Annotated in this window: 27 protein-coding genes; 18 read left to right on the top strand and 9 right to left on the bottom strand. The window is 63.6% G+C overall.

From position 1 onward, the window contains the following. Positions 1-230: 230 nt before the first annotated feature. The 4 genes from A9K71_RS10705 (at position 231) to A9K71_RS10690 (ending at position 3,141) form a co-directional block, all read left to right on the top strand. Positions 231-1,757, top strand: a complete 1,527-nt coding sequence (locus A9K71_RS10705) for an ABC-F family ATP-binding cassette domain-containing protein (RefSeq protein WP_066994428.1) — start codon at positions 231-233, stop codon at positions 1,755-1,757. A gap of 158 nt (positions 1,758-1,915) precedes the next feature. Beyond that, positions 1,916-2,098, top strand: coding sequence for a hypothetical protein (locus tag A9K71_RS10700; protein ID WP_066994426.1), 183 nt, complete (start codon positions 1,916-1,918; stop codon positions 2,096-2,098). 163 nt (positions 2,099-2,261) lie between these two features. After that, positions 2,262-2,678, top strand: a complete 417-nt coding sequence (locus tag A9K71_RS10695) for a glyoxalase/bleomycin resistance/extradiol dioxygenase family protein (protein WP_066994423.1) — start codon at positions 2,262-2,264, stop codon at positions 2,676-2,678. A gap of 109 nt (positions 2,679-2,787) precedes the next feature. Then, positions 2,788-3,141, top strand: coding sequence for a DUF1428 family protein (locus A9K71_RS10690; protein WP_066994420.1), 354 nt, complete (start codon positions 2,788-2,790; stop codon positions 3,139-3,141). A 141-nt stretch (positions 3,142-3,282) separates the two neighbouring features. On the opposite strand, the gene A9K71_RS10685 is transcribed toward A9K71_RS10690, so the two are convergent. Next, a complete protein-coding gene (locus tag A9K71_RS10685) occupies positions 3,283-4,923 on the bottom strand; it encodes a tetratricopeptide repeat-containing sulfotransferase family protein (protein ID WP_066994417.1) in 1,641 nt (546 codons plus the stop codon). A 170-nt stretch (positions 4,924-5,093) separates the two neighbouring features. Then, entirely contained in the window at positions 5,094-5,489 is a 396-nt protein-coding gene (locus A9K71_RS10680; RefSeq protein ID WP_066994414.1) for a Kazal-type serine protease inhibitor domain-containing protein, read from the bottom strand. Positions 5,490-5,946: 457 nt separating this feature from the next. Between A9K71_RS10680 and A9K71_RS10675 the strand changes: the two genes are divergently transcribed. The 3 genes from A9K71_RS10675 (at position 5,947) to A9K71_RS10665 (ending at position 7,211) form a co-directional block, all read left to right on the top strand. Beyond that, positions 5,947-6,159 (top strand): cold-shock protein, encoded by a 213-nt coding sequence (locus tag A9K71_RS10675; protein ID WP_006202520.1) that lies wholly within the window; start codon positions 5,947-5,949, stop codon positions 6,157-6,159. A 238-nt stretch (positions 6,160-6,397) separates the two neighbouring features. Further along, a complete protein-coding gene (locus A9K71_RS10670) occupies positions 6,398-6,610 on the top strand; it encodes a cold-shock protein (protein WP_006202521.1) in 213 nt (70 codons plus the stop codon). Positions 6,611-6,800: 190 nt separating this feature from the next. Next, positions 6,801-7,211, top strand: coding sequence for a BA14K family protein (locus tag A9K71_RS10665; RefSeq protein WP_066994411.1), 411 nt, complete (start codon positions 6,801-6,803; stop codon positions 7,209-7,211). A 66-nt stretch (positions 7,212-7,277) separates the two neighbouring features. On the opposite strand, the gene A9K71_RS10660 is transcribed toward A9K71_RS10665, so the two are convergent. Further along, entirely contained in the window at positions 7,278-7,919 is a 642-nt protein-coding gene (locus A9K71_RS10660; RefSeq protein WP_066994919.1) for an MBL fold metallo-hydrolase, read from the bottom strand. A gap of 338 nt (positions 7,920-8,257) precedes the next feature. Next, positions 8,258-9,151 (bottom strand): branched-chain amino acid aminotransferase, encoded by an 894-nt coding sequence (locus tag A9K71_RS10655; protein WP_066994408.1) that lies wholly within the window; start codon positions 9,149-9,151, stop codon positions 8,258-8,260. A 262-nt stretch (positions 9,152-9,413) separates the two neighbouring features. Here A9K71_RS10655 and A9K71_RS10650 point away from each other — a divergent pair, with 262 nt between their 5' ends. From A9K71_RS10650 to A9K71_RS10635, 4 genes are all read left to right on the top strand, one after another. After that, on the top strand, positions 9,414-9,947 hold the full coding sequence (locus A9K71_RS10650; protein ID WP_066994917.1) for a MarR family transcriptional regulator: 534 nt from the start codon (positions 9,414-9,416) through the stop codon (positions 9,945-9,947). After that, positions 9,934-10,653, top strand: coding sequence for a response regulator transcription factor (locus A9K71_RS10645; protein ID WP_059188911.1), 720 nt, complete (start codon positions 9,934-9,936; stop codon positions 10,651-10,653). Before A9K71_RS10650 ends, A9K71_RS10645 begins: the two co-directional genes overlap by 14 nt. Positions 10,654-10,704: 51 nt before the next feature. Continuing rightward, positions 10,705-12,120: an ATP-binding protein gene (locus A9K71_RS10640; RefSeq protein ID WP_082980445.1), complete on the top strand. Its 1,416-nt coding sequence runs from the start codon at positions 10,705-10,707 to the stop codon at positions 12,118-12,120. Between the two features lie 203 nt (positions 12,121-12,323). Then, positions 12,324-13,388, top strand: coding sequence for a glycosyltransferase family 1 protein (locus tag A9K71_RS10635; protein ID WP_066994403.1), 1,065 nt, complete (start codon positions 12,324-12,326; stop codon positions 13,386-13,388). Here the strand turns inward: A9K71_RS10635 and A9K71_RS10630 are convergent. The 3 genes from A9K71_RS10630 to A9K71_RS10620 all read right to left on the bottom strand — a co-directional run bounded on the left by A9K71_RS10630 (position 13,380) and on the right by A9K71_RS10620 (position 14,882). Beyond that, positions 13,380-13,739 (bottom strand): tRNA-binding protein, encoded by a 360-nt coding sequence (locus A9K71_RS10630; RefSeq protein ID WP_066994400.1) that lies wholly within the window; start codon positions 13,737-13,739, stop codon positions 13,380-13,382. The two genes, A9K71_RS10635 and A9K71_RS10630, sit on opposite strands and share 9 nt — an antisense overlap. 18 nt (positions 13,740-13,757) lie before the next feature. Then, positions 13,758-14,258 (bottom strand): YbjN domain-containing protein, encoded by a 501-nt coding sequence (locus A9K71_RS10625; protein WP_066994911.1) that lies wholly within the window; start codon positions 14,256-14,258, stop codon positions 13,758-13,760. 321 nt (positions 14,259-14,579) lie between these two features. Further along, entirely contained in the window at positions 14,580-14,882 is a 303-nt protein-coding gene (locus A9K71_RS10620; RefSeq protein WP_066994397.1) for an accessory factor UbiK family protein, read from the bottom strand. 130 nt (positions 14,883-15,012) lie between these two features. Here A9K71_RS10620 and lgt point away from each other — a divergent pair, with 130 nt between their 5' ends. The 6 genes from lgt to A9K71_RS10590 all read left to right on the top strand — a co-directional run bounded on the left by lgt (position 15,013) and on the right by A9K71_RS10590 (position 20,747). Next, positions 15,013-15,867: a prolipoprotein diacylglyceryl transferase gene (lgt, locus tag A9K71_RS10615; RefSeq protein WP_082980444.1), complete on the top strand. Its 855-nt coding sequence runs from the start codon at positions 15,013-15,015 to the stop codon at positions 15,865-15,867. Next, positions 15,864-16,931 (top strand): class I SAM-dependent methyltransferase, encoded by a 1,068-nt coding sequence (locus A9K71_RS10610; protein WP_066994393.1) that lies wholly within the window; start codon positions 15,864-15,866, stop codon positions 16,929-16,931. Before lgt ends, A9K71_RS10610 begins: the two co-directional genes overlap by 4 nt. Positions 16,932-17,037: 106 nt before the next feature. Beyond that, positions 17,038-17,826, top strand: coding sequence for a peptidoglycan editing factor PgeF (gene pgeF, locus A9K71_RS10605; RefSeq protein WP_066994390.1), 789 nt, complete (start codon positions 17,038-17,040; stop codon positions 17,824-17,826). Continuing rightward, positions 17,827-18,978 (top strand): Xaa-Pro peptidase family protein, encoded by a 1,152-nt coding sequence (locus A9K71_RS10600; protein WP_066994388.1) that lies wholly within the window; start codon positions 17,827-17,829, stop codon positions 18,976-18,978. A 55-nt stretch (positions 18,979-19,033) separates the two neighbouring features. Beyond that, on the top strand, positions 19,034-19,648 hold the full coding sequence (locus tag A9K71_RS10595; protein ID WP_066994385.1) for a hypothetical protein: 615 nt from the start codon (positions 19,034-19,036) through the stop codon (positions 19,646-19,648). Between the two features lie 163 nt (positions 19,649-19,811). Beyond that, on the top strand, positions 19,812-20,747 hold the full coding sequence (locus tag A9K71_RS10590) for a ribose-phosphate pyrophosphokinase (RefSeq protein ID WP_066994382.1): 936 nt from the start codon (positions 19,812-19,814) through the stop codon (positions 20,745-20,747). Here the strand turns inward: A9K71_RS10590 and A9K71_RS10585 are convergent. Next, positions 20,744-21,628: a helix-turn-helix transcriptional regulator gene (locus A9K71_RS10585; RefSeq protein WP_066994379.1), complete on the bottom strand. Its 885-nt coding sequence runs from the start codon at positions 21,626-21,628 to the stop codon at positions 20,744-20,746. The genes A9K71_RS10590 and A9K71_RS10585 overlap by 4 nt on opposite strands. Positions 21,629-21,759: 131 nt before the next feature. Between A9K71_RS10585 and A9K71_RS10580 the strand changes: the two genes are divergently transcribed. Next, positions 21,760-22,989, top strand: a complete 1,230-nt coding sequence (locus tag A9K71_RS10580; protein ID WP_066994376.1) for an MFS transporter — start codon at positions 21,760-21,762, stop codon at positions 22,987-22,989. Positions 22,990-23,061: 72 nt separating this feature from the next. Here the strand turns inward: A9K71_RS10580 and A9K71_RS10575 are convergent, their stop codons facing one another. Then, positions 23,062-23,925: an alpha/beta hydrolase gene (locus A9K71_RS10575; protein WP_066994374.1), complete on the bottom strand. Its 864-nt coding sequence runs from the start codon at positions 23,923-23,925 to the stop codon at positions 23,062-23,064. Between the last annotated feature and the right edge of the window lie 46 nt (positions 23,926-23,971).

Raw genomic sequence — 23,971 nt, 5'->3', positions numbered from 1 at the left:
ACTCGAACATCTGGAAAGGAGGGCTGCGTGTCTATCGATCACCACCGTCAGCGCGGCCCTGTCTGTGCCCTGCGAGCTTGCTTGCAGGGCTGACCAGGACGGTCCGGGAATTTTCCCCCGCTTCGATTTTTGGTCTGCCCTTCGTGGTGCCGCTGATCTCGGCCTGATGGCCTACCGGCGCACCGTCAAAGTGCATTGAGCCGGGCTCCGGCAAGACCAGAGAAATCGACATGGCCCTGATCAGCCTCAAATCCCTCGGCGTCACCATGAGTGCGCCGCTCTTCTCCAACCTCGACCTCATCATCGGTGCCGGCGACCGGCTGGGCATCGTCGCGGCGAACGGCCGTGGCAAAACCACCCTGCTCAGATGCCTGGCGGGCGAGCTGGACGCCACGAGCGGCGACATCACCCGGACGCGCGGCTTGCGCGTCGGCCATGTCGAGCAATCCGTCCCCGGCGCGCAGCTCGACCGTAGCTTCCATCAGGTGGTTGCCGATGCCTTGCCGCCTGAGCAGCTTGGCAGCGAGCTTTGGCGCGTCGACGTGGTGCTGGATTCGCTCGATGTGCCCGAGGACATGCGCGACAGGCCGATGCGGGCCTTGAGCGGCGGCTGGCAAAGGCTGGCGCTGATCGCCCGCGTCTGGGTCACCAACCCGGACGTGCTTCTGCTCGACGAGCCGACCAACCATCTCGACCTCGCCAAGATCGGCCAGCTCGAAACCTGGCTCAACGCGCTGCCACGCGAGGTCCCGGTGATCATCGCCAGCCACGACCGCGCCTTTCTCGACGCCACCACCAACCGCACGCTCTTCCTGCGCCCGGAAGAATCGCCGGTGTTTTCGCTGCCCTATTCGCGCGCCCGGCAGGCGCTCGACGAGGTCGACGCCTCGACGGCGCGGCGGTTCGAGCGCGACATGAAGGTCGCACAGCAGTTGCGCCGGCAGGCAGCCAAGCTCAACAACATCGGCATCAATTCCGGCAGCGACCTGCTGACGGTCAAAACCAAGCAGCTCAGGGAGCGGGCCGAAAGGCTGGAAGATGCAGCCGTGGCAGCGCATCGCGAGCGTTCGGCCGGCGCGATCCGATTGGCCAACCGCGGCACCCACGCCAAGGTGCTGATCACGCTCGACGACCCGGCGGTCGAAACGCCCGACGGCACGCTGCTGTTCAGGACCGGCAAGCGCCATATCTGCCAAGGCGACCGCATCGTGCTGCTCGGCCGCAACGGTGTCGGCAAATCGCGCTTCATTGCGATGATCCGCGCCGCCATCGCCGAACCGGGGTCGGAAGAAAGCGTCAAGGTGACGCCGTCGACCGTGCTCGGCTACAGCGACCAGGCTCTGTCCGGCATCGGCGCCGACGCCACCCCGCTGGCGATGGTCTCGCGCCGCTTCGAGATCGGCGAGCAGCGCGCCCGCTCGCTTCTCGCCGGCGCCGGCGTCGCCATAGAGATGCAGGAGAAAAGGATCGCCGCGTTGTCGGGCGGACAGCGGTCGAGGCTGATGTTGCTGGTGCTGCGGCTTCTCAACCCCAATTTCTACCTCCTCGACGAGCCGACCAATCACCTCGACATTGACGGCCAGGAAGCGCTGGAGGACGAGTTGCTGAAGCATCAGGCAAGCTGCCTGCTCGCCTCGCACGACCGCTCCTTCATCCGCGCGATCGGCAATCGGTTCTGGCTGATCGAGAAGCGCCGGCTGACCGAAGTCGACAGTCCCGAAGGGTTCTTCCGCTCGGTGGCCGCGACGGAGCACTGATAGCCACGACAAGGCCAGCCTAGACGGGGCGCCGGCCTATACGGGCCGGCTTTCCGGGCGCGCATGAAAAATTCCGGTGACCTGTCGGATTGCCGCAGCATTCCTCGTCCTTGGGATGCCGACACGATGCTGACGGCACCAACCAGGGAGAGTTTATCATGTCCATCTTGTCATCCATCAGCCGCATCGCCAGCCAATATGCGGCGGCGCGCGCCCGCTACCGCAGCGAGCGCATTCTGCTTTCGCTGCCGGCCGACCTGCGCAAGGACATCGGTTTTCCGGAAATTCTCGACACGCGAAACGGCCGCTGCACAGCCACCTTCTCGACCGACGTCATTTGAAAGTGACCAACGGGTTCATGCGACGGTCATCGGCTTCACCGGCTGCGCGGCCGGTCCGGGCCCGGCCCCGCTAAAAAAATTCCGCTGCCCGTGTAGGATTGCTGTCGCCTCGTCCGTCTTTTGATCGCAACGCCCAATCAACCCGTGAAGAGGAACACGTGAAATGACCGACCAGAACCCGCCCCGCGCCAAAGTTCTTGGCGGATTGACCCCCTATCTGCAGGTCGACGGCGCCATCAAGGCGGCCGAGTTCTACAAGAAGGCTTTCGGGGCCGAGGAAGTCTTTGCCTATCCGCCGGACGACAAGGGCCGCACCATGCATATCCATCTCTATGTCAACGGCTCGACGCTCATGCTGGGCGACGCCTATCCCGAGCACGGCCATCCGCATCAGGCGGCGCAGGGTTATACGCTCCAGCTCCATCTCGGTAGTGACGACGTCGATGCCTGGTGGAAGCGCGCGGTAGACGCCGGCTGCGAAGTCGTCACGCCCCTCCAGGTAATGTTCTGGGGCGACCGCTGGGGCCAGGTGAAGGATCCCTTCGGCGTCGCCTGGGCGATGAACGCGCCGGTAAAATAGGTTTCCCAGCGAGCAAGCGTCGCCCGCCAATCCCAGGGCTGACGCGCTCACCCGCGCCGGGTCGTATCCCCGCCGGCCCGGCGCTCTTTTTCAGCGAAGGAGTTTACCCATGTCCTATGTCGATGGTTTCGTGCTTGCCGTGCCGAAGGTAAATCTCGATGACTACAAGAAAATGGCTGCGAATGCCGGCGCCGTCTGGAAGGAGCACGGCGCGCTCGCCTATGTCGAATGCATCGGCGACGACGTGCCCTATGGCGAACTGACCTCGTTCCCGCGCGCCGTGCAGGCGAAGGACGACGAAGTCGTCATCTTTGCCTGGGTCGTTTACGAATCCAGGCAGAGCCGCGACGCGGTCATGGCGAAAGTGATGGCCGACGAACGTCTCAAGATGGACTGGTCGACAATGCCCTTCGACGGGAAGCGCATGATCTTCGGCGGCTTCCAGCCATTTATCGAGGTTTGAGCACAGCCGATTCGGTCCTCATCCAGGGGAAGCAGGAGCGGAGCTCCTGCTTCCCCCTGGAATGACGAGGTTGCGAGGCAGCGGCTAATCTCACAGGCCTGCGATGGCTGAGAGCAAGCGGCCTACCAGTCCAACCCGGCCCTATCCGTTCTGGAGCTTGACGAGCAGCGGCTTCAGCCGCTCCCCATAACGCTTCCACAGGTCGACCGAGCCCTGATACATCGGCTGGCGCACCTGCGCGGCCGACGCCGTGCGCACCGGCCGGTCGGTCTCGTGGAACGCCAGCACCTTGTCGTCCCAAGGCAGGCCGAAATGCGCCATCAGCGCCCGCGTCTGGCCTTCCTGATCGGCGACGAAATCCTCGTAGCGCACGTCGTGGACGACGCCGGGCAGAACTTTGTGCCAATGCGCCATGATATCGGTGTAGAGGTTATGGAAATCGGCGAGCTCGCCGAGATCGTAGCCGTAACGATGGCTGTCGCCGCGGAAATGCACTTTGAAGATCGACAGGCACGTGGCCGCGGCGTCGCGCGCGCAATGCACGATCTTCGCCTTGGGCAGCATCATGTGCAGGAAGCCGACCAGCAGGAAGTTGCCCGGCATCTTGTCGGTGACATGGCGGAAGCCCGGATACCGGGCATGCAGCATGTCGATATAGGCCTGCCCGGCCTCGGCAAAGGCCTTGTCCGGCATGTCGGCTATCCCTGAGGGAAAACCGCCCGGCATGCTCATCGGAAACTGCTTGCCGACGGCCGACTTCAGGATGCTGAGCTCGCCCGCGCCAAAGACCTGCGGATGGCTGGCGATGATCTGCTCGACCAGCGTCGTGCCGGAACGCGGCATGCCGACGACGAAGATCGCCGTGTCGTCGGAAATGTCGCTCGGCCTGTGCTTTTCGAAGAAGGCCTTGTCGAAGGCCGACTTCATCGCTTCGAACTCGTCGCGCGTTCTCACCGGGTCGTAATCGATGCCCTTCCGGCGGATCGCATTGCCCTCGGCGAAATAGTCGAAGGCGCGGCCATAATCCTTCAGATCGTCATTGGCCTTGCCGAGGCCGAAGGAAAGCTGCATGCGCGCAAGGCTGTCCTGCGGCGCCTTGGCGTGCTCGGCCTCCATGCCGGCAAGCTCGGCGTCGCGCTCGGTCTGGCGCTTGACCTGGGTCAGCAGAAGCCAGGCTTTCGCCATCGCCGGAGCGATCGCCACCGCCTGGCGGGCTAGATCGGCGGCCTCGGCGAGCTTGCCCTTCTCCATCAGGGCGACGCCCAGCCCGTAGAGCAGCTCGGCATCCTTGGGCCGGATCGACAGCGACTCGCGGAAGAGCGCGATCGCCTCATCGAGCCGCCCGGCTTCCTGCAGCGTCTCGGCAAGGCCGATGCGGGCGCGGACATGGAACGGGTTGCGGCCGATCGTGCCGCGATAGATCTCCTCAGCGCCCTCGAACTGGCCGAGCTGCTTCAGCGACGAGCCGAGATTGTCGCGCGCCGCGAGTTGGTCCGGGCGGATGTCCACCGCGCCGCGGAAGAAATCGACGGCGGCGGCAACGCGGCCGAGGTCGCGCATCACCGTGCCCATGTTGTTGAGGAAATCGGCATTTTGGGGCTGCAGCGTGACCGACTGCTCGATGAGATCCAGCCCTTCCTCGCTGCGACCGGTCTGGTGCAGGAGGAGCCCGAGGAAATGCAGCGCGGCGGCATGATTAGGCTGCTGCCCCAGCACCTGCCGGTAAAGCGACTCCGCCTCCTGCCGGCGTCCTGCCTGATGCAGCTGCAGCGCCCGTTGCACATAGGGATCGAGGGGGCTCGCCGATCCTGGCTTGCCGCCCGCGTTTGCCGCTCTTCTCTGATCTCTGTTAATGGGAAACCTGCCGTATTTGTCCGCCCGCCGGACCTAAGCCAAGCGGGCGGCAGATGCAAGTGTGTGGGCAGCGCTCTGACGACTTGCCCGCAATACCGCTAGCAAGGCCCGTCGCCGATGATGCGATAGTCCGCCGCGCGAGCCTCGCACGCATTCGGGAAAGTGCGCACCTCGCCGTAGCGTCTGGCGCAGACCGGCGCGTATTCGCGGGTGCAGAAGGTTTGCTCGCCGCCACCGCCGCCATCCCGGCAAGGCCCGTCACGCACGATACGATACCCTGCCCGCTCCGCCAGGCAGGCATTGGCGAAGGTCTGGCGGTCGCCGCCGCGTCTTGCGCACACTGGTTCGTATTGCATCGTGCAGAGCTGCGGATGCGGCCTCGGCGGACGCGGACGCGGTCCTTCGTCGACGACCACGGTACAGGCCGCCAGCAATGCCGACAGTAGCAGGGCGACAAGGCCCTGCCGCGAAACGATTGCCGCAAGAAATCGCATAGGTCCCTCTCCTATCTGGCTCAGGCGCGATCGCGCCAGCTCGCGCAATTCCTCGCCATTTTGGGATCGAACGCAACCCCGGCTTGTGCTTTGCCCGGGGCGAAATTTATCGCCGGTCGGCTTCTCGCATTGGCCCATGCCCGGCTTTTCACTGGCCGATGACCGGTCATGGCGCCGGGTCTATCGATGGCCTCGCGTTGGGCGCGCCGAGGGCGGCCCGCGGTGCTGTCTTGCAACCATCACATTTCCGTGTAATAAATTTGGTGTTCGGGCATTTGCGACCCGGAGAGCGGCACGTTTTGGACGACCTTTCCCCGATAGTGTGAATCTCTGACGGCCCCGTTTTTCGGCGGGGGCTTTGACCATGCGCGAATGCATGACTGCCGAAGCAACACCGGGATCAGCCCAAGGAAGCGGGCGAGCCCACGAGACTGATACGGGTGAAGGAGTTTCCCCCATGGCCCAGACCGGCACCGTAAAGTTCTTCAACGCCACCAAAGGCTTCGGCTTCATCACGCCTGACGGCGGCGCCAAGGACGTGTTCGTCCACATCTCCGCGATCGAGGCCTCCGGCCTGCGCACGCTCGTCGATGGCCAGAAGGTCACCTTCGACGTCGAGCCTGACCGCATGGGCAAGGGTCCGAAGGCGGTCAACCTCCGCGCCGCCTGAGCGGGCGACGCTGCCGTCCTTCCGCTGATGAACGGCGCGGCGGGATCATGAATCGGCTTCGCAGGAAGCTTGAGTTTTCAAGGGCGCGACGGTTCCGTCGCGCCCTTTTTTGTCCGGCAAATAGTTGTATTGGCAGGCGAAAACTTTCTCTTGCCGATAGCGCTAAAATAAAGGACAAATTTCCTCTCGGGCAGTTTGCCGGCCCGAGACTGACTTGATGGGATCAAAGGAGCTTCCCATGCCGCAGACCGGCACCGTCAAATTCTTCAACCATGCCAAGGGCTTCGGCTTCATCACGCCCGACGATGGCGCGAAGGACGTCTTCGTCCATATTTCGGCCGTGCAGGCGTCGGGCCTTCCCGGTCTTGAGGATGGGCAGAAAGTGACATTCGACACCGAGCCCGACAAGCGAGGCAAGGGTCCGAAGGCCGTCAACCTGTCTATCGGCTAAGCCGGCTCAAGACAGATCCGACGGAGACTGAGCAGGCGGGGCGCTCCCGCAGAGCTCGGAATTTTGTCGAGCCGCGAAATCGTTCGCGCAGTGCCGTTCAGCCTCCGTTCAGCCACGGTCTTCTATTAACCCCAGCTAAAGCCGACCCGCATCCCCTGAAATACGCGGGCCGGCGCGAAGGAGACCGAAAATGAACCGAATTCTCAAGACCGCCATTGTGACCGCCGGCGTCGCCGCGACCACTTTGGCCACCTTCTCGGCGGCAAATGCTGATGATTGGCGCTGGCGTCGTCATCATCACAATGGCGGCGACGCCCTTGCCGCGGGCGTTGTCGGCCTGGCGGCGGGCGCCCTGATCGGTAGTGCTCTCAGCAACCCTGGGCCGAGATACTACGATCCCGCCTATGATGACGGCTATTATGTCGACCGCCCCGTTCGCCGCTACTATGTACAGCCGCGCGTCGTCTATGCCGACCGCTATGCCGAGCCGTGGACCCGCGAATGGTACGAGTATTGCTCCGACCGCTACCGCACCTTCAACTCGCGTACCGGCACATTCACGGGCAACGATGGCGAACAGCATTTCTGTGTTGCCAACTAAGACTTACGGTTTCCAGTCCAGGCAAAAGCGCCGCCCTCCAGCGGCGCTTTTTCTTTGCGCAGAGGATCAGGCCAGGAAGGGATTCGTCCGGCGCTCCTCGCCGAAGCGGCCGCCCGGACCGTGACCGCAGATGAAGCCGATATCGTCGCCGAGCGGCAGCAGCTTGTCTTTGATCGAGGCGATCAGCGCGGCGTGATCGCCGCCCGGCAGATCGGTGCGGCCTATCGAGCCGCGAAACAGCACGTCGCCGACATGGGCGAATTTGGCCGCGCGGTTGTAGTAGACGACATGGCCCGGCGCGTGCCCCGGACAATGCAGCACCTCGAACACATGCTCTCCGAACGAGACCGTGTCGCCTTCGCTGAGAAAACTGTCCGGAATGCAATTGCGCACCGGATCGGTAAGGCCGAAGCGCTTGGCCTGGGTCTCGAGATTGGCAAGCAGCGGCCGATCGGCCTCGTGCGGGCCGATGATGTCGATGCCGAGTGCATCCTTCAGATCCATCGCGCCGCCGGCATGATCGATATGGCCGTGAGTGATCCAGATCGCCTTCGCCCTGATCGCGTTGTCCTTGAGTACCGCCACTATCTTGTCGACGTCGCCGCCGGGATCGACGACGACACCTTGTTTGTCGTCCATGTCGAAGAGAATGGTGCAATTCTGCTGGAAGGGCGTGACCGGCACGATGCCGGCATTGAGCTGACCCATGGCTTTCCTTTCGAGGTGTTGCCCTGATGTAGAGGGCACAGCCGACTGCGTCCACCGGTGATCCCTCCAAAAGAAATGGGCGGCCATAGCCGTCCATGGGAAGCCTGAAATTCTGCCAAGCCCATTCTTCATCACGGTCATGACCGCGCGCATGATGTCGGTGAGGATGGCGCCGACGATGATGCTTTGTATGTCCATCGCCCTGCCAATCCCACCGGCTGCTCCGCTGCCGTCGCCGGATCGCCCGCACCCATGAGACGCCGAATTGCTGCGCAGGCGCCCAAATAAAAGGGGCGGCCCGAAAACCGCCCCGTTGCACAAAAAGGCTGCGACTATCGCTATTCTGCGGCGATGGCGTGCTTTGGCTGCACCGCGGCAGAATAGTCGTTCATCAACGTCTTGGCGATCTCGCCGACCTCGAATCGGTACGGGCCGATTTCCGAGACCGGCGTGACTTCCGCGGCCGTGCCGGTAAGGAAGCACTGCTCAAAGCCATCGAGCTCTTCGGGCATGATGGCGCGCTCGATCACCTCGATGCCGCGGTCCTTGGCCAGGCCGATAACGGTGCGGCGGGTGATGCCGTCGAGGAAGCAGTCGGGCGTCGGCGTGTGGATCTTGCCGTCCTTGACGAAGAAGATGTTGGCGCCGGTGGCTTCCGCCACCTGGCCGCGCCAGTCGAGCATCATGGCGTCGGCGTAGCCCTTGGCCTCTGCGGCGTGCTTGGAAAGCGTGCAGATCATGTAGAGGCCGGCAGCCTTGGACTTGGATGGCGCGGTGCGCGGGTCGGGCCGGCGCCATTCGGCGACGTCGAGGCGGATGCCCTTCAGCTTCTGCGCCGGGTCGAAATAGCTCGGCCACTGCCAGATGGCGATGGCGCAGTTGATGCGGTTGTTCTGCGCCGAAACACCCATCTGCTCGCTGCCGCGCCAGGCGATCGGACGCACATAGGCGTCCTTGAAAGCCTGCTTTTTCAGAAGCGTGCGGCAAGCCTCGTCGATCTCGCCGACCGAATAGGGAATCTTGAAGCCGAGCAGGCGCGCCGATTCATGCAGGCGCTCATTGTGCTCGGTGAGCTTGAATATCTGGCCGCCATAGGCGCGCTCGCCCTCGAAGACCGCGCTGGCATAGTGCAGGCCATGGGTCAGCACGTGGATCTTGGCCTCGCCCCATTTGACGAACTCCCCGTTCATCCAGATGAAGCCGTCCAGTTGATCGAAGGGAACGGATGCCATGGAAACCTCCCGCGGGCGGGTGCCCGCCAATCGTTGTGTCATATGGCCTTTCGTATCGGCCCCGCCACTGGGTCCGAAACCGCGAGCCTCTGTCTGGAAGCGTAGGCGGATATTCAATCCATGGCAAACTTAGGAAGTTCCGGAAAAACGGCTTCCGCTTGCCTTTTCGTTCGCAATCCGCCGAAAAGCTTGTCAAAAATTATCATTTGCGGGAAATTACGTCAACAGTACTGACGTAATTCCCGCTTGGCATGGAGAAATGATGACGGAACGAAGCCCCGCAGCCGGAAAACCGATCAGGACGGCGATCACCGACGAGGACGGCATCGACTTTGCCATCATCGAGCTGTTTTTCTTCGCCTACCGCGACTTCACCTCCGATCCCGACCAGATCCTTGCCGATTACGGCTTCGGCCGTGCCCATCACCGCGTCCTGCATTTCGTCAACCGCAGGCCCGGACTGACGGTTGCCGAGCTGCTCGACGTGCTAAAGATCACCAAGCAGAGCCTGGCGCGGGTGTTGAAGCAGCTGATCGACACGGACCATATTGTCCAGGTGCAAGCGTTGCGCGACCGCCGGCAGCGCGAGCTCTACCCGACTGCCAAGGGCCGCGCGCTGGCACTGGCGCTGGCACGGCCACAGTCGCGCCGCATCCGTGCTGCATTGGAAGATTCCGGGACCGCCGAACGCGCCTCGATCGAGAGATTCCTCGAGGCGATGGTCAATCCGGAACTTAGAGCGCAGATCGACATTGTGCCTGCGCAAACATCGGGGAAGAAAAATGGAGACCACTGAGAAGGTTGATCATCCGGCAGCGCCCGGCGATGATGCGCCGCATCTGCTGGTGGTCGACGACGACACCCGCATTCGCAATCTGCTCAAGCAATATTTGTCCGAGAACGGTTTTCGCGTCACCGTCGCCGGCAACTCCGGCGAGGCCCGGCGCAAGCTCGCGGGGCTGGACTTCGACCTGCTCGTGCTTGACGTCATGATGCCCGGCGAAACCGGCGTCGACCTCACCAAGGCGCTGCGGGCCGAGAAGAACGTGCCGATCCTGATGCTGACGGCGCTGTCGGAAACCGACAGCCGTATCACCGGGCTCGAGGCCGGCGCCGACGACTATCTGCCGAAGCCCTTCGATCCGCGCGAGCTCATCCTGCGCATCAACAACATCCTGCGCCGCGGCGGCCCGGCGGCGACGCCGAAAGTCGAGCAGCTCGTTTTCGGCCCCTACACGTTCCAGATCGCCAAGCGCGAACTGAAGCGTGGCGGCGAGGCGCTGAAGCTGACCGACCGCGAGCAGGAAATCCTGGCGATCTTCGCCGCCCGGGCGGGCGAAACCATACCGCGGCACGAGCTCGTCGGCGACGAATCGGATGTCGGCGAACGGACCATCGATGTCCAGATCAACCGGCTGCGCCGCAAGATCGAGCGCGATCCGTCAAATCCGGTGTGGCTGCAGACCGTGCGCGGTATTGGGTATCGGCTCAGCGTGGAATAACATGCTCGCAGACGGCCTTGGCTGAATGGCCGTCTACGAGCGGAAGGGCCAATGGCGACCACGCAACTGGAAAAGCCCAAGACCGGGAGCCTCGGCGATCTCGCTTTGCGGACGCTGAGGGCGATGCCGCGCGCCTGGAACCGGTTCTGGCGCCTGGTCGCGCTCTACATGCCGAAGCGGCTTTATGCCCGCTCCCTGATCATCGTCATCGCGCCGATGATCCTTTTGCAGTCGGTCGTCGCCTTCGTCTTCATGGAGCGCCACTGGCAGACGGTTACCCAACGCCTGTCGCAGGCGACGATCGCAGACATCGCCGCCATCATCGACATGATGGAGACCTATCCCCACGACGCCGATTACGCCAACATCATCCGCATCGCCCAAGACCGCATGCAGCTGAAGGTGGATCTGCTGCCGCCCGATCCGCTGCCGGCCCCCGGGCCGAAGCCGTTCTTCTCAATCCTCGACACGGCCCTGTCGTCGGAGATTACCCGGCAGATCAACCGTCCCTTCTGGATCGACACGGTCGGCAACTCCAATGTCGTCGAGGTCCGCGTCCAGCTCGAAGGCAAGGTCCTGCGCGTCTTCGTGCGTCGCAGCCAGGCTTATGCCTCAAACACCCATATCTTCCTGATCTGGATGGTCGGCACCTCGCTCGTGCTCTTGATGATCGCCATCCCCTTCCTGCGCAATCAAATACGGCCGATCCTGACCTTGGCCGAAGCCGCCGAGAGCTTCGGCAAGGGCCGGCCGATGCCGCGCGATTTCCGTCCGCGCGGCGCGGAGGAAGTGCGCCGCGCCGGCTTCGCCTTCATTCAGATGCGCGAGCGCATCGAGCGCCAGATCGAGCAGCGCACCGCCATGCTGACCGGTGTCAGCCATGATCTCAGGACCATTCTCACCCGCTTCAAGCTGCAGCTGGCCCTGGCCGGCGGCAAGGCCGAGACCAAGGCCGCGCTGAACCAGGACATCGACGACATGCAGTCGATGCTGGAGGGCTATCTCTCCTTTGCCCGCGGCGAGGCGGCGGAAGGCACCGGCCGCTTCGATCTCGGTGCCTATTTCCAGAAGCTTGGCGAGGAAGCGCAACTGCGCAAATGCAAGCTGTCGACGACACTGACCGGCGATCCCACCGTGCATGTGCGGCCGAACGCCTTTGCCAGGCTGATGTCCAACGTCATCGGCAATGCCTTCCGATATGCCAAGACGGTCGAGGTCCATGCCAATCACGGCCGCGGCTCGCTGACCGTCACCATCGACGATGACGGTCCCGGCATCGCGCCGGACAAGCGCGAGGAAGTGTTCAAGCCATTCCTGCGGCTCGACGAAGCGCGTAATCTCGATGCCAGCGGCACCGGCCTTGGTCTGTCGATCGCCCGCGACATCGCCCGAACTCATGGCGGCGACATCATGCTTGAAGACAGCCCGCTGGGCGGTTTGCGAGCCGTGATCAAGGTGCCGGCTTAGTCGGACAAAGACGGCCTTCATCCCCTCGTCATGAAATCATGGTCAAGAGCGCGCATGCAGCGCGCGACCTTTATCGATTCGGCCATGCCGCCCCGCTTCGATCCCGCACCCGCCCGGGTGCGCTGGAGCGAAGCGCGAGCTGCAGCCTGGCTGCCGTTCCGCCATCGTGCCGGCGCGCCCAAGAATCTGTGCGAAGGGTCGCCATGCGAATCCTGATGGTCACCGATGCATGGCGACCGCAGGTCAACGGCGTGGTTCACACGCTGGAGCGGCTTACCGAAACGCTGAAATCCTTCGAAGTCCAGGTCGATTTTCTGACGCCGAACATCTTCCGCACCTTGCCGCTGCCGACCTACCCGGACATTCGGCTCGCCTTGACAACCCCCAGTCATGTCGCGCGGCTGATCGAAGCGGGAAAGGCCGACCACATCCACATTGTCACCGAAGGGCCGCTCGGCATCATGGCGCGCCGCTACTGCCGCAAGGCCGGCCGTCCCTTTACCACCAGCTACCACACGCGTTTTCCCGAATATCTCAGCGCCCGCCTGCCGGTGCCGGAGAGGTGGGCCTATAACTGGCTGCGCGACTTCCACAATTCCGGACAGGGCACGCTGGTCGCCACGCAATCGTTGGCGGACGACCTTGCCTCGCGCGGCTTCGATAAGCTGAGGCCCTGGACTCGCGGCGTCGACACCGATCATTTCCGGCCGAACAAACGCAAGGACACCAGCTTTCCCCGCCCCATCTTCCTCTGCGTCGGCCGTGTCGCGATCGAAAAGAACCTGACCGCCTTCCTCGATCTCGATCTCCCCGGCAGTAAGGTGGTGGTCGGCGAAGGGCCGGAACTGGCAAAGCTCAGCGCCCGCTATCCGAACGCGCATTTCCTCGGCCATCGCCCGAACGACGAACTGGCGGAAATCTACGCTTCGGCTGACGTCTTCGTCTTTCCGAGCCGCACCGACACCTTCGGCAATGTCATCATCGAGGCTCTGGCCAGCGGCACGCCGGTGGCCGCCTATCCGGTGACCGGACCGATCGACATCGTCGGCGACGGGGTCGGCGGGGCCGTGTCCGAGGATTTGCGCGAGGCGGCGCTCAAGGCGCTTCACATTGACCGCGCGGAGGCGCGCCAGCGCGCCCTGCGCTACAGTTGGAAGGCATGCGCCGAGATGTTCCTCGACGTGGTCGAAGAGGCGCTGGGGATACCGCGCAAGCGCGCCGATCGGGACGCGGTGACGTCAGGCCGGCCCAGGCTAGTTCTAGAATAGACGCCCGCCGTCCGGCACTTTGCGCTCGATGGCGCCGAGCACGACGGCGCCCTCCTCGTCCGGAAAACCAAGCGTCAGCACTTCCGACATGAACGGGCCGATCTGACGCGGCGGGAAATTGACCACAGCGAAGACCTGCCGGCCGATCAGCGTCTCCGGCGCATAATATTTGGTGATCTGCGCCGACGACTTCTTCACCCCGATCGCCGGGCCGAAATCGATCTTCAGCTTGAATGCCGGCTTGCGCGCCTCCGGAAAGGGCTCAGCCTCGACGATCGTGCCGGCACGGATGTCGACACGATCGAAATCGGCAAAGCTGATCTCGGGCTTGCGCTCGCTGCTGGAACTCATCGGCGGTATTGGCTTCGCTCAGGCGCTTCCATGGGTTTCAAAGAGCACGCTGGACAGCGCGTCCTTGGCCGACGTACCCGACCAGACGACGAATTGGAAGGCCTGGAAATAGCATTCGCAGGCCTCTAACGCCGATGACAGAAGCACCTCGACCTGCTGGCTCGACGGCTCGACCCCGCCGGCGAGCAGCAGCGATTGCCGGAACATGATCGCGCCCTCCTGCTCCCACAGGTCGAAATGGCCAAACAGCATCTGTTCGTTGATCAGCGAAAGGAGTCGCATCACCTCCAGCGCGCGCGTTTCCGGCACCTTGATGTCGAAGGCGCAGGCCAGATGCAGCGCTTCGAAATCTTCCATCCAGGAAAAGGAGACATGATAGTCGGTCCAGCTGCCTGTTACCGAAATCGAAATCTCGTCGTCGCCGGCGCGTTCGAAGGACCAGTCATTGTTGTGGGCCACCTGCTCGATGACGTCCACCGGGTGGATTTCGCGGGAGAATTCGAGTTCGAGGAGTTCCATGAATGCTTCCTGTCGTTCTGAGAGCGCCGCCACACGCTCCGCGAGAGAGGGCACGCACAACGAACAATCTTGTCTAGAACTCGGACGGCCAGGACTTTCCAAACGCAAAGACCCCAACCGGACCCCACCGCCCGGCGCATGACCCTGCTTCGAATCATGCAACAAATTCAGTCTATTGATCGGGAGTCGCGTGAATAGCCCAATTTTTCGCACTGCGTCATTCGCATGTGGAAAGGCGCTGTCAAAAAGATTCATGCAATGCCGGTAAGCGATTCACGGCAAAGCGATTTTTCGGATCGTGCTTTGTGGAAAAGTTTACGATTATTTTTTTGATCTGGGCTTCGCCGCAGCCGCAGGTGCGGCTTGCCCGGTCAATTCGGCGAGCTTGGCCTCGAGCGCTTCGACGCGCACCGCAAGCTGGATGTTGTCTTCTCTTGCCTTGACGGCCATCTCGCGCGCGGCCTCGAACTCCTCGCGTTTCACCACATCCATGGAGTTGAGCAGGCGCTCGGCCTGGCTGCGGAAAGCCGTCTCCATCTCGCGCCTGACGCCTTGGGCTGCCCCCGCGGCATCGGTCATCAGCTTGGCGAATTCATCGAGAATGCGGTTCGTTCCGGTCGACATGGCAAATCCTCGCTTGATTATTGACGTAGTGGCGCGCGGCACGGATTGCAAGCAAAGCGTGCCTTGACCCCGCCAAAACCCTGCCGCATGGTCCGCGCCCGATAGACGACCGCAACCGGAGCGACCCAGTTTGAGCGAATATTTCCTGCTGCCGCTGGCCTCCCTGCTCTTCCCCAATATCGACCCGGTCATCGTCCATATCGGGCCGCTGGCGGTGCATTGGTATGGCGTCGGCTACATCGTCGGCATTCTGTTCGCCTGGTGGTACGCCAAGCGCCTGGTCAGCAATGCCAGCCTTTGGCCGGACGGCAAGCTGCCGATGAAGCCCGAGGATCTTGACGATTTCATCGTCTGGGCGGCGATCGGCGTGGTGCTCGGCGGGCGCACCGGCTATGTCCTCTTCTACGACCTTCCACGCTATATCGCGCATCCGCTCGACATCTTGGCGGTCTGGCAGGGCGGCATGTCGTTCCATGGCGGACTGCTCGGCGTGATCCTCGCCATGACCCTCTTTTCGCTCAAGCGCGGCATTCATACCTGGACGCTGTTTGACGTCGTCTCGGCCGGCGTGCCAGTCGGCCTTGGGCTGGTGCGTGTGGCCAATTTCATCAATTCGGAGCTCTGGGGCCGTCCATCGGACGTGCCCTGGGCGATCGAATTCCCCAATGGCGGCCCGTTCACCCGGCATCCCAGCCAGCTCTACGAGGCGCTGCTGGAAGGTCTTGTGCTCTTCCTGGTGCTGCGCTTTCTCACCCACTCGCGGCTGAAGCTGAAGACACCGCGCTTCGTCGGCGGCGCCTTCATCTGCGGCTACGGCCTGTCTCGCATCTTCGTCGAGTTCTTCCGCGAGCCTGACCAGCAGCTCGGTTATCTGCTCGGCACCAACTGGCTGACCATGGGCATGGTCTTGTCCTCGCCGATGGTGCTCGCCGGCATCTGGGCCATGGCTACCGCAAGGCCGATGACGCAGACGCAGCCGGCATGACCAGGCTGAAGGAGCGCATCGTCGGTCTGATCGGCGCGGTGGGGCCGATCCCAATCAGCGAATACATGGCGCTCTGCCTGTTCGACCCTGAGGATGGCTATTATACGACGCGCGAGCCCTTCGGCGCCGCCGGCGACTTCGTCACCGCGCCGGAGATCAGCCAGATGTTCGGCGAGCTTGTCGCCGTCTGGCTCTACCAGGCCTGGCAAGGCGGCGGGCGTCCGCTGCCAGCCACCTTCGCCGAAATCGGCCCCGGTCGCGGCACGCTGATGAAGGACATGCTGCGCACCTGGTCCCGCCTCGATCCGGCGCTTGCCGCCAAGGCTTCCTTCGCCATGATCGAGACCAGTCCGCGCCTGGCCGAAATCCAGAAAGAGACGCTCGCCGGCCAGAGCCCCGCCCTGAGCTGGCACCAAACCATCGACACGCTGCCGCAGCAGCCGCTCTTCATCGTCGGCAATGAACTCTTCGACGCCGTGCCGATCCGCCAGTTCGTCTATGTCGGCGCCGGCTGGCGCGAGCGCATGGTCGGGCTCGACGAACAAGACAATCTTCATTTCTTCGCCGGCGCGGGTTCCGTCGACCCGGCGCTGCTGCCGGCCGGCGCGGCCGATGCTCTGCAAGGCGCCATCGTCGAGGTGGCGCCGGCCCGCGCCGCGCTGATGGCAGCGATTGCCGAGCGTATCGCCGGCCATGGCAGCGCCGGGCTGTTCATCGACTACGGCCATCTTGAGCCGGGCTTCGGCGACACATTGCAGGCTGTGCGCAGGCACGATCACGAAGACGTGCTGGCCAATCCCGGCGGGGCCGATCTTACCGCTCATGTCGATTTCGCCGCGTTGGCTGCAGCCGTCCGGGAGCACGGCCTCCAGGCGGAACTGACCACGCAGAGCGAATTCCTGCTCGGCATGGGCTTGCTCGAGCGCGCCGGCGCGCTGGGCGCCCTGGCCGATGATGTCGCGCGTCAGGCGATTTCCGAGGCGGTCAAGCGCCTTGCCGGCTCCGATGCGATGGGCGAGCTGTTCAAGGTGATGAAGATCCTGCCGGCCGCGAAAACTGGCTGACATCGGCGGGCAACCCGTGCAAGCTGGCCCTGCCACTTGCCCGAACCACGTACCCCACCCGAACTCGACCTTGACGAAATCGCCCACGCGGACAACAAACCCTTCCATGCTGAATCAGACCAGACCCGATCCAGTACGCTCGCCGCTGCTTGCGAAGGCGCCAGGCATACGCCACGGCTATTTCACCCGCATCGGCGGCGTCTCCGGCGGCATCTATCAAGGCCTCAACATCGGCACGGGCTCCGGCGATGATCAGACGCTGGTTGCCGAGAACCGCCGCCGCGTTGCCTACTGGATGGGCGTGCCGGCGGATCATCTCCTCACCGCGCACCAGGTCCATTCTCCCGATGTCGTCATTGCCAAGGAGCCTTTTGCCGGCGCTCGCCCCAAGGCAGACGCCATCGTCACCGACCGGCCGGGCATCGCTGTCGGCGCCTCGACGGCCGATTGCGGACCGGTGCTGTTCGCCGACGCGGAGGCGCGCGTCATCGGCGCGGCCCATGCCGGCTGGAAAGGCGCCCTCACCGGCGTGCTCGAAAACACCGTAGCCGCGATGGAAGGGCTCGGCGCCCGCCGCGATCGCATCGTCGCCGTGCTCGGCCCTTCCATCGGACCCGACAATTACGAGGTGGGACCGGAATTCGTCGCTCGCTTCATCGACGCCGACGCCGGCAATCAACGCTACTTCAAGTCGTCGCAGAACCCTGGCCACTCGATGTTCAACCTCAACCAATATACGGTCGACCGGTTGCGCAAGGCTGGCGTGACCGCAGACGGGCTCGGCCGCTGCACTTACGCCGAAGAACACCTTTTCTATTCCTACCGCCGCACCACCCACCGCAAGGAAGCGGATTACGGGCGGCAGGTTTCGGCAATCGTTCTGGAGAAAGAGTAAATGGCGCTGCATTTCGAACGTTCGGAATTCGACGCGCGGCGCGACCGGCTGCTGATCGAGATGGCCGAGAAGAAGCTCGACGCCGTGCTTTTGTTCGCGCAGGAGAGCATGTACTGGCTGACCGGCTACGACACTTTCGGCTTCTGCTTCTTCCAGTGCCTGGTGGTAAAGGGCGACGGCTCGATGGTGCTGCTCACCCGCTCGGCCGATTTGAGGCAGGCGCGAAACACCTCGACCATCGAGAATATCGTATTGTGGACCGATCGTGATGGCGCCAATCCCGCGATCGACCTGCGCAACCTGCTCAACGATCTCGATCTGCTTGGCGCCCGCATCGGCGTGGAATACGATACGCACGGCCTCACGGCCTACAATGGCCGTCGCGTGGACGAGCAGTTGCAGACCTTCGGCCAGATCGCCGATGCTTCCGGGATCGTCGGCCGGCTGCGGCTCTTCAAGAGTCCGGCCGAGATCGCCAAGGCCGAAAAAGCCGCAAGCCTCGCCGACGATGCGCTCGATGCCGCGCTGCCGCTGATCAAGCAGGGTGGCGACGAGGCGCTGATCCTGGCCGCCATGCAAGGAGCAGTTTTTGCCGGCGGCGGCGACTATCCGGCCAACGAATTCATCATCGGGTCCGGCGCCGATGCCCTGCTCTGCCGCTATAAGGCCGGCCGCCGCAAGCTCACCAAGAACGACCAGCTGACGCTCGAATGGGCTGGCGTCTTCCATCACTATCACGCGGCGATGATGCGCACCGTTTTGACCGGGAAGGTCTCGAAGCGCCACCAGGAACTGTTCGATGCCGCCCGCGCGGCTCTGCTTGCCGTCGAGAAGGCGATGACGCCGGGCAATTCCTTCGGCGACGTCTTCGACGCGCATGCCCGCACGCTCGAGGCGCATAATCTGACCAAGCACCGGCTGAACGCCTGCGGCTATTCGCTCGGCGCCCGCTTCACGCCGTCCTGGATGGACATGCCGATGTTCTACCAGGGCAATCCGGAGCCGATCGCGCCCAGCATGACGCTGTTCGCGCATATGATCATCATGGATTCGGAAACCGATACGGCGATGACGCTCGGCCGCACCTATCTTACCACGGAATCGGCGCCGAAGCCGCTCTCGCGCCATGATCTCGACTTGATCGTGCAGTGAATCCATAATGGTTGGTTCACGCGGGGGCGTTCGCCACCAGGGAGTTGTCGGGCAAATGAGACGATCGCAGGTGACGACCGTGTCATTGCTTGCGGCGCTGGCGCTGGCCGCCTGCACCAACGCCAAGGACGTCCTCGATCCTTCTGCCGTCAAGCCGCCGGCGGGTTCGGCCCAGGCTCTGCCGGCCACCCAGGGCACGTCGGCCACCGCATCGCCAACAACGACCACCGCGCCCGCGCCCACAGCGACCGCGGCGGCTTCAACGCCTGCCACGCCGGCTCAGGCCGCCGCCATCGCCAAGACCCGGCTGCAGGTAGCGCCGATCGTCGGCGCCTCGGTGGAGGCCGCAGCACCCTTGACGGCGGAATTGCAGACGCGCGCCAGGCAGCGCGGCGTGACCCTTGTCGGCAGCACCGACCAGACGGCGACGCATGTGCTGAAGGGTTATTTCTCGACGATGTCCGAAGGCAAGGACACCACAGTCATCTATGTCTGGGATATCTACGATCCGTCGGGCAACCGCCTGCATCGCATCAATGGCCAGCAGAAAGCGGTTTCCGTCGGCAGCGGCGAAGGCTGGCCGGCGGTAGCGCCGGCCACCATGCAGGCCATCGCCGACCAGACGATCGACCAGTTCACCGCGTGGCTCGGCAGCGGCGGCGCCGGTTGATCGACCAACCTGTTGCCGGCTTGCGATCCAGCCGGCCTTTGTTGCGCCTTGTCGAACGATTCCCGATCACGAGGCTTGCAATACCGGCGCGGGCCGCTAAAAGCCCGGCATAAAGGCTCATGAGAGTCTGTCCGGTCTCTCCATCCTTCACCAGGAACGGTGCATGAAGCTTTTTGCGGGCAATTCCAACAGGGTGCTGGCCGAAGCGGTCGCTCGCTATCTCAACATCCCGCTGGGGAAGGCCAGCGTCAGGCGCTTCGCCGATCAGGAGATCTTCGTCGAGATCCAGGAGAACGTGCGCGGCGAGGATGTCTTCATCCTGCAGTCGACCTCCTATCCGACCAACGACCATCTGATGGAGCTGCTCATCATGATGGACGCCTTCATGCGCTCCTCGGCAAGGCGCATCACGGCGGTCATTCCCTATTTCGGCTACGCCAGGCAGGACCGCCGCGCCTCAGGTCGCACGCCGATTTCGGCCAAGCTCGTCGCCAACATGATCACCCGCGCCGGCGCCGATCGCGTGCTGACGCTCGACCTGCACGCCGGCCAGATCCAGGGCTTCTTCGACATCCCGACCGACAATCTGTTCTCGGTGCCGGTGATGGCCCGGGATGTGAAGGCGAAATACAAGCAGCTCGGCAATGTCGTCGTCGTATCGCCCGACATCGGCGGCGTGGTGCGGGCGCGTGCGCTTGCAAAACGCTTCGATGCGCAGCTCGCCATCGTCGACAAGCGCCGCGAGCGGCCCGGCGAATCCGAGGTGATGAACATCATCGGCGCCGTCGCCGGCAAGGATTGCCTCTTGATCGACGATATCGTCGATTCCGGCGGCACGCTCTGCAACGCGGCCGATGCCTTGCTCGCCAACGGCGCGACCAGCGTCACTGCCTACATCACCCATGGCGTGCTCTCGGGCGGCGCCGTTGCCCGCATCAGTGGCTCGAAACTGCAGGAACTGGTGATCACCGATTCCATCCAGCCCAGCCAGGCCGTGCTCGACGCGCCCAACATCCGCGTCATCTCGATCGCCGACCTGATGGGCGAGGCGATCTCGCGCACGGCGACCGAAGAATCGGTCTCGAGCCTGTTCGACTAGACCGCGGCGCTGCTGGCCTGAACCGGGCCGCTTGATCGCTTTGCCCCCTCGCCTGACTCGCGCGCGCCGCGCATATAGCCGCGCGGCGAGCTGCCGAGCATGCGCTTGAACATGGTGATGAAGGCAGGCACGCTGTCATAGCCAAGATCGAGCGCCACCCTGGTGATGGGTTCGCCGTCGGCGAGCCTCGGCAGCGCCGCGAACAGGCAGGCCTGCTGGCGCCAAGTGGAGAGCGACAGCCCGGTCTGGCGGTGGAAGGCGCGTGTGAAGGAGCGCCGGCTCATGCCAGCGGCATCCGCCCATTCGTCGATCGTCGCATGTGGCGAGGGCGCCGCGACAAAGCGCCGGCAGAGCGCCGCGAGCTTCGGATCCGGCGGAAAAGGCAAGCCGAGCGGCCGCTCCGGCAGGTTCGGTATCTCATGCAGCAAGAGCCCCATGATCAGCCCGGCGCGCCCTTCGAGCTCGCCGCCCTGCGGCAGCTTCTCCGATTCCACGATCAGGCTGTGCATCAGCTCGGTGATGCCGACGACGCGCAAGCCCTCCGGCAGGCCGGGAATCGCATCCGGCACCACATAAACCGAGCGCATCGAGACATCGCCCAGCATCTCGACCGAATGCTCGATGCCGGCCGGTATCCACATCGCATGGTCGGGCGGCACCATCCAGCGGCCGTGCCTGGTCGTCACCAGCACGACGCCGACAAGCGCATGCAGCAACTGGCTGCGGCTGTGGCGGTGCCGCGGCACGTGGTAGCCGTCGGGATATTCGGTCGGCAGCGCGACCGCCGGCCCGACCGCCTGCTCCAGCCATTGCCAGCGGCTTTCATGCAGCCGGCCGAGCTCGGCGGCATCACCCCTGAAGATTTCCCGGCCATGCGGCATCCGATGTGGCCCACTTGCGAAACTATTGGACCAAACCACGAAAGAAGTCGCCATTCAAGCCGATTATAAGACAAGCGGCCAATAAAGCTGGCTGGCTGCGGTTCGCCGCCAAAAAGACCCGGAGCATTGCCTTGACCGATACGACCGCCACCGCCGTCGCCACCCCAGCGCCGGCAAGCCACACCTCGGCGCAAGCGACGGCCTTCACCGTCATTCTTGCGGTGAGCTTCTGCCACTGCGTCAACGACATCATGCAGTCGCTGCTTTCGGCGATCTATCCGCTGCTCAAAGAGAATTACGGTCTCGATTTCTGGCAGATCGGCCTTCTTACGTTCACTTTCCAGGTGACGGCCTCGCTGCTGCAGCCTGTGATCGGCATGATCACCGACAAGCGGCCGATGCCCTATTCCTTGCCTTGGGGCATGGCCTCGTCACTGGTCGGGCTGGTGGTGCTCGCGCATGCCGGCCATTACTGGCTGCTCCTGATCGGCGCCTCGCTGATCGGTATCGGCTCGGCGATCTTCCATCCGGAATCCTCGCGCATCGCCCGCTTCGCCTCGGGCGGCCGCTTCGGTCTCGCGCAATCGCTGTTCCAGGTCGGCGGCAATTTCGGCCAGGCGATGGGCCCGCTGCTCGCCGCCTTCATCGTCGTGCCTTTCGGCCAGACCAGCATTTCCTGGTTCGCCGTCGGCTCGCTGATCGGCATCGTCGTGCTGTGGCAGGTTGGCGGCTGGTACAGCCGGTTGCGCGCCTCGATGGCCAGCCGCAAGCCGGCGGCTCACGTGTCGCCCTTCCCACGCAAAAAGGTCATGGCGGCATTGGCGGTGCTGACGCTGCTGGTGTTGAGCAAGAACGCCTATATCGCCTCGCTGTCCAGCTACTACACCTTCTACTCCATCCATAAGTTCGGCGTTTCGGTGCAGATGTCCCAGGTCATGCTCTTCCTGTTCCTCGGCGCCTCGGCGCTTGGCATCCTGCTCGGCGGTCCGTTCGGCGACCGCTACGGACAGAAGGCAATGATCTGGTTCTCGATCGTCGGCGTTCTGCCCTTCACGCTGGCGCTGCCTTACGCCAATTTGGAATGGACGATGGTGCTTACCGTTGTGATCGGCCTGATCCTGTCGTCGGCCTTCTCCAACATCGTCGTCTTCGCGCAGGAACTGGTTCCCGGCCGCGTCGGCATGATCGCCGGCATCTTCTTCGGCTTCGCCTTCGGCATGGGCGGCATCGCCGCGGCCGTGCTCGGCGTCATCGCCGACATGAAAGGCATCGACTTCGTCTACCACGTCTGCTCGTACCTGCCCTTCCTCGGCCTGCTGACCGTGTTCCTGCCGAACATGAAGGAGGCCAGGAAAGCCTGAGCCGGCCACTCCGGACGAGTTCCAGAGAGCAAAGCACCCGCCGGATGGCGGGTGCTTTTCTGGCGCTGGGACTCAGGCCTGGAAGAAAGCCAGGAGGTCGGCATTGATGACGTCCGCATGAGTCGTCGCCATCCCATGCGGAAGGCCCTTGTAGACTTTGAGCTCGCCCTTCTTGAGCAGCTTGATCGCGAGCAGGGCCGAATCCGCGATCGGCACGATCTGGTCGTCGTCGCCATGCATGACCAGCACCGGCACGTCGATCTTCTTCAGGTCCTCGGTGAAGTCGGTTTCCGAGAATGCCTTGATGCAGTCGTAGTGCGCCTTGGCGCCGCCCATCATGCCTTGGCGCCACCAATTGTCGACCACACCTTCCGAGACCGTCGCGCCTGGACGGTTGAAGCCGTAGAAAGGGCCGGCCGGAACGTCGCGGAAGAACTGGGCGCGGTTCGTCGTCAGCGCCGAGCGAAAGCCGTCGAACACTTCGATCGGGAGGCCGCCGGGATTGGCAGCGGTCTTGAGCATGATCGGCGGCACCGCGCCGATCAGCACAGCCTTGGCGACGCGGCCTCCGGAGCCGTGCTGCGCGACATAGCGCGCCACTTCGCCACCGCCGGTCGAATGCCCGACATGGATGGCGTTCTTGAGGTCGAGATGCGCAACCAGCGCCGTCACATCGGCGGCGTAGGTGTCCATCTCATTGCCGGTGTCAGTCTGGCTGGAGCGGCCATGGCCGCGGCGGTCATGGGCGATGACCCGATAGCCCTTGGAGAGGAAGAACAGCATCTGGGCATCCCAGTCGTCGCTGCTCAGTGGCCAGCCATGGTGGAAGACGACCGGCTGACCGGTGCCCCAATCCTTGTAGTAGATCTGCGTGCCGTCGTTGGTGGTGATCGTGCCGCTGCCCGAGCCGGCCTTCGCATGTGAAGCTTCAGTCATCTCAATCTCCGTTTTAGGTGTCGCGATAAATGATATCGCAATAATG

Origin of the sequence: Mesorhizobium sp. WSM3873, from assembly GCF_001672445.1 — a bacterium.
Classification (GTDB): domain Bacteria; phylum Pseudomonadota; class Alphaproteobacteria; order Rhizobiales; family Rhizobiaceae; genus Mesorhizobium.
This window is presented reverse-complemented; position numbering and strand designations above follow the sequence as displayed.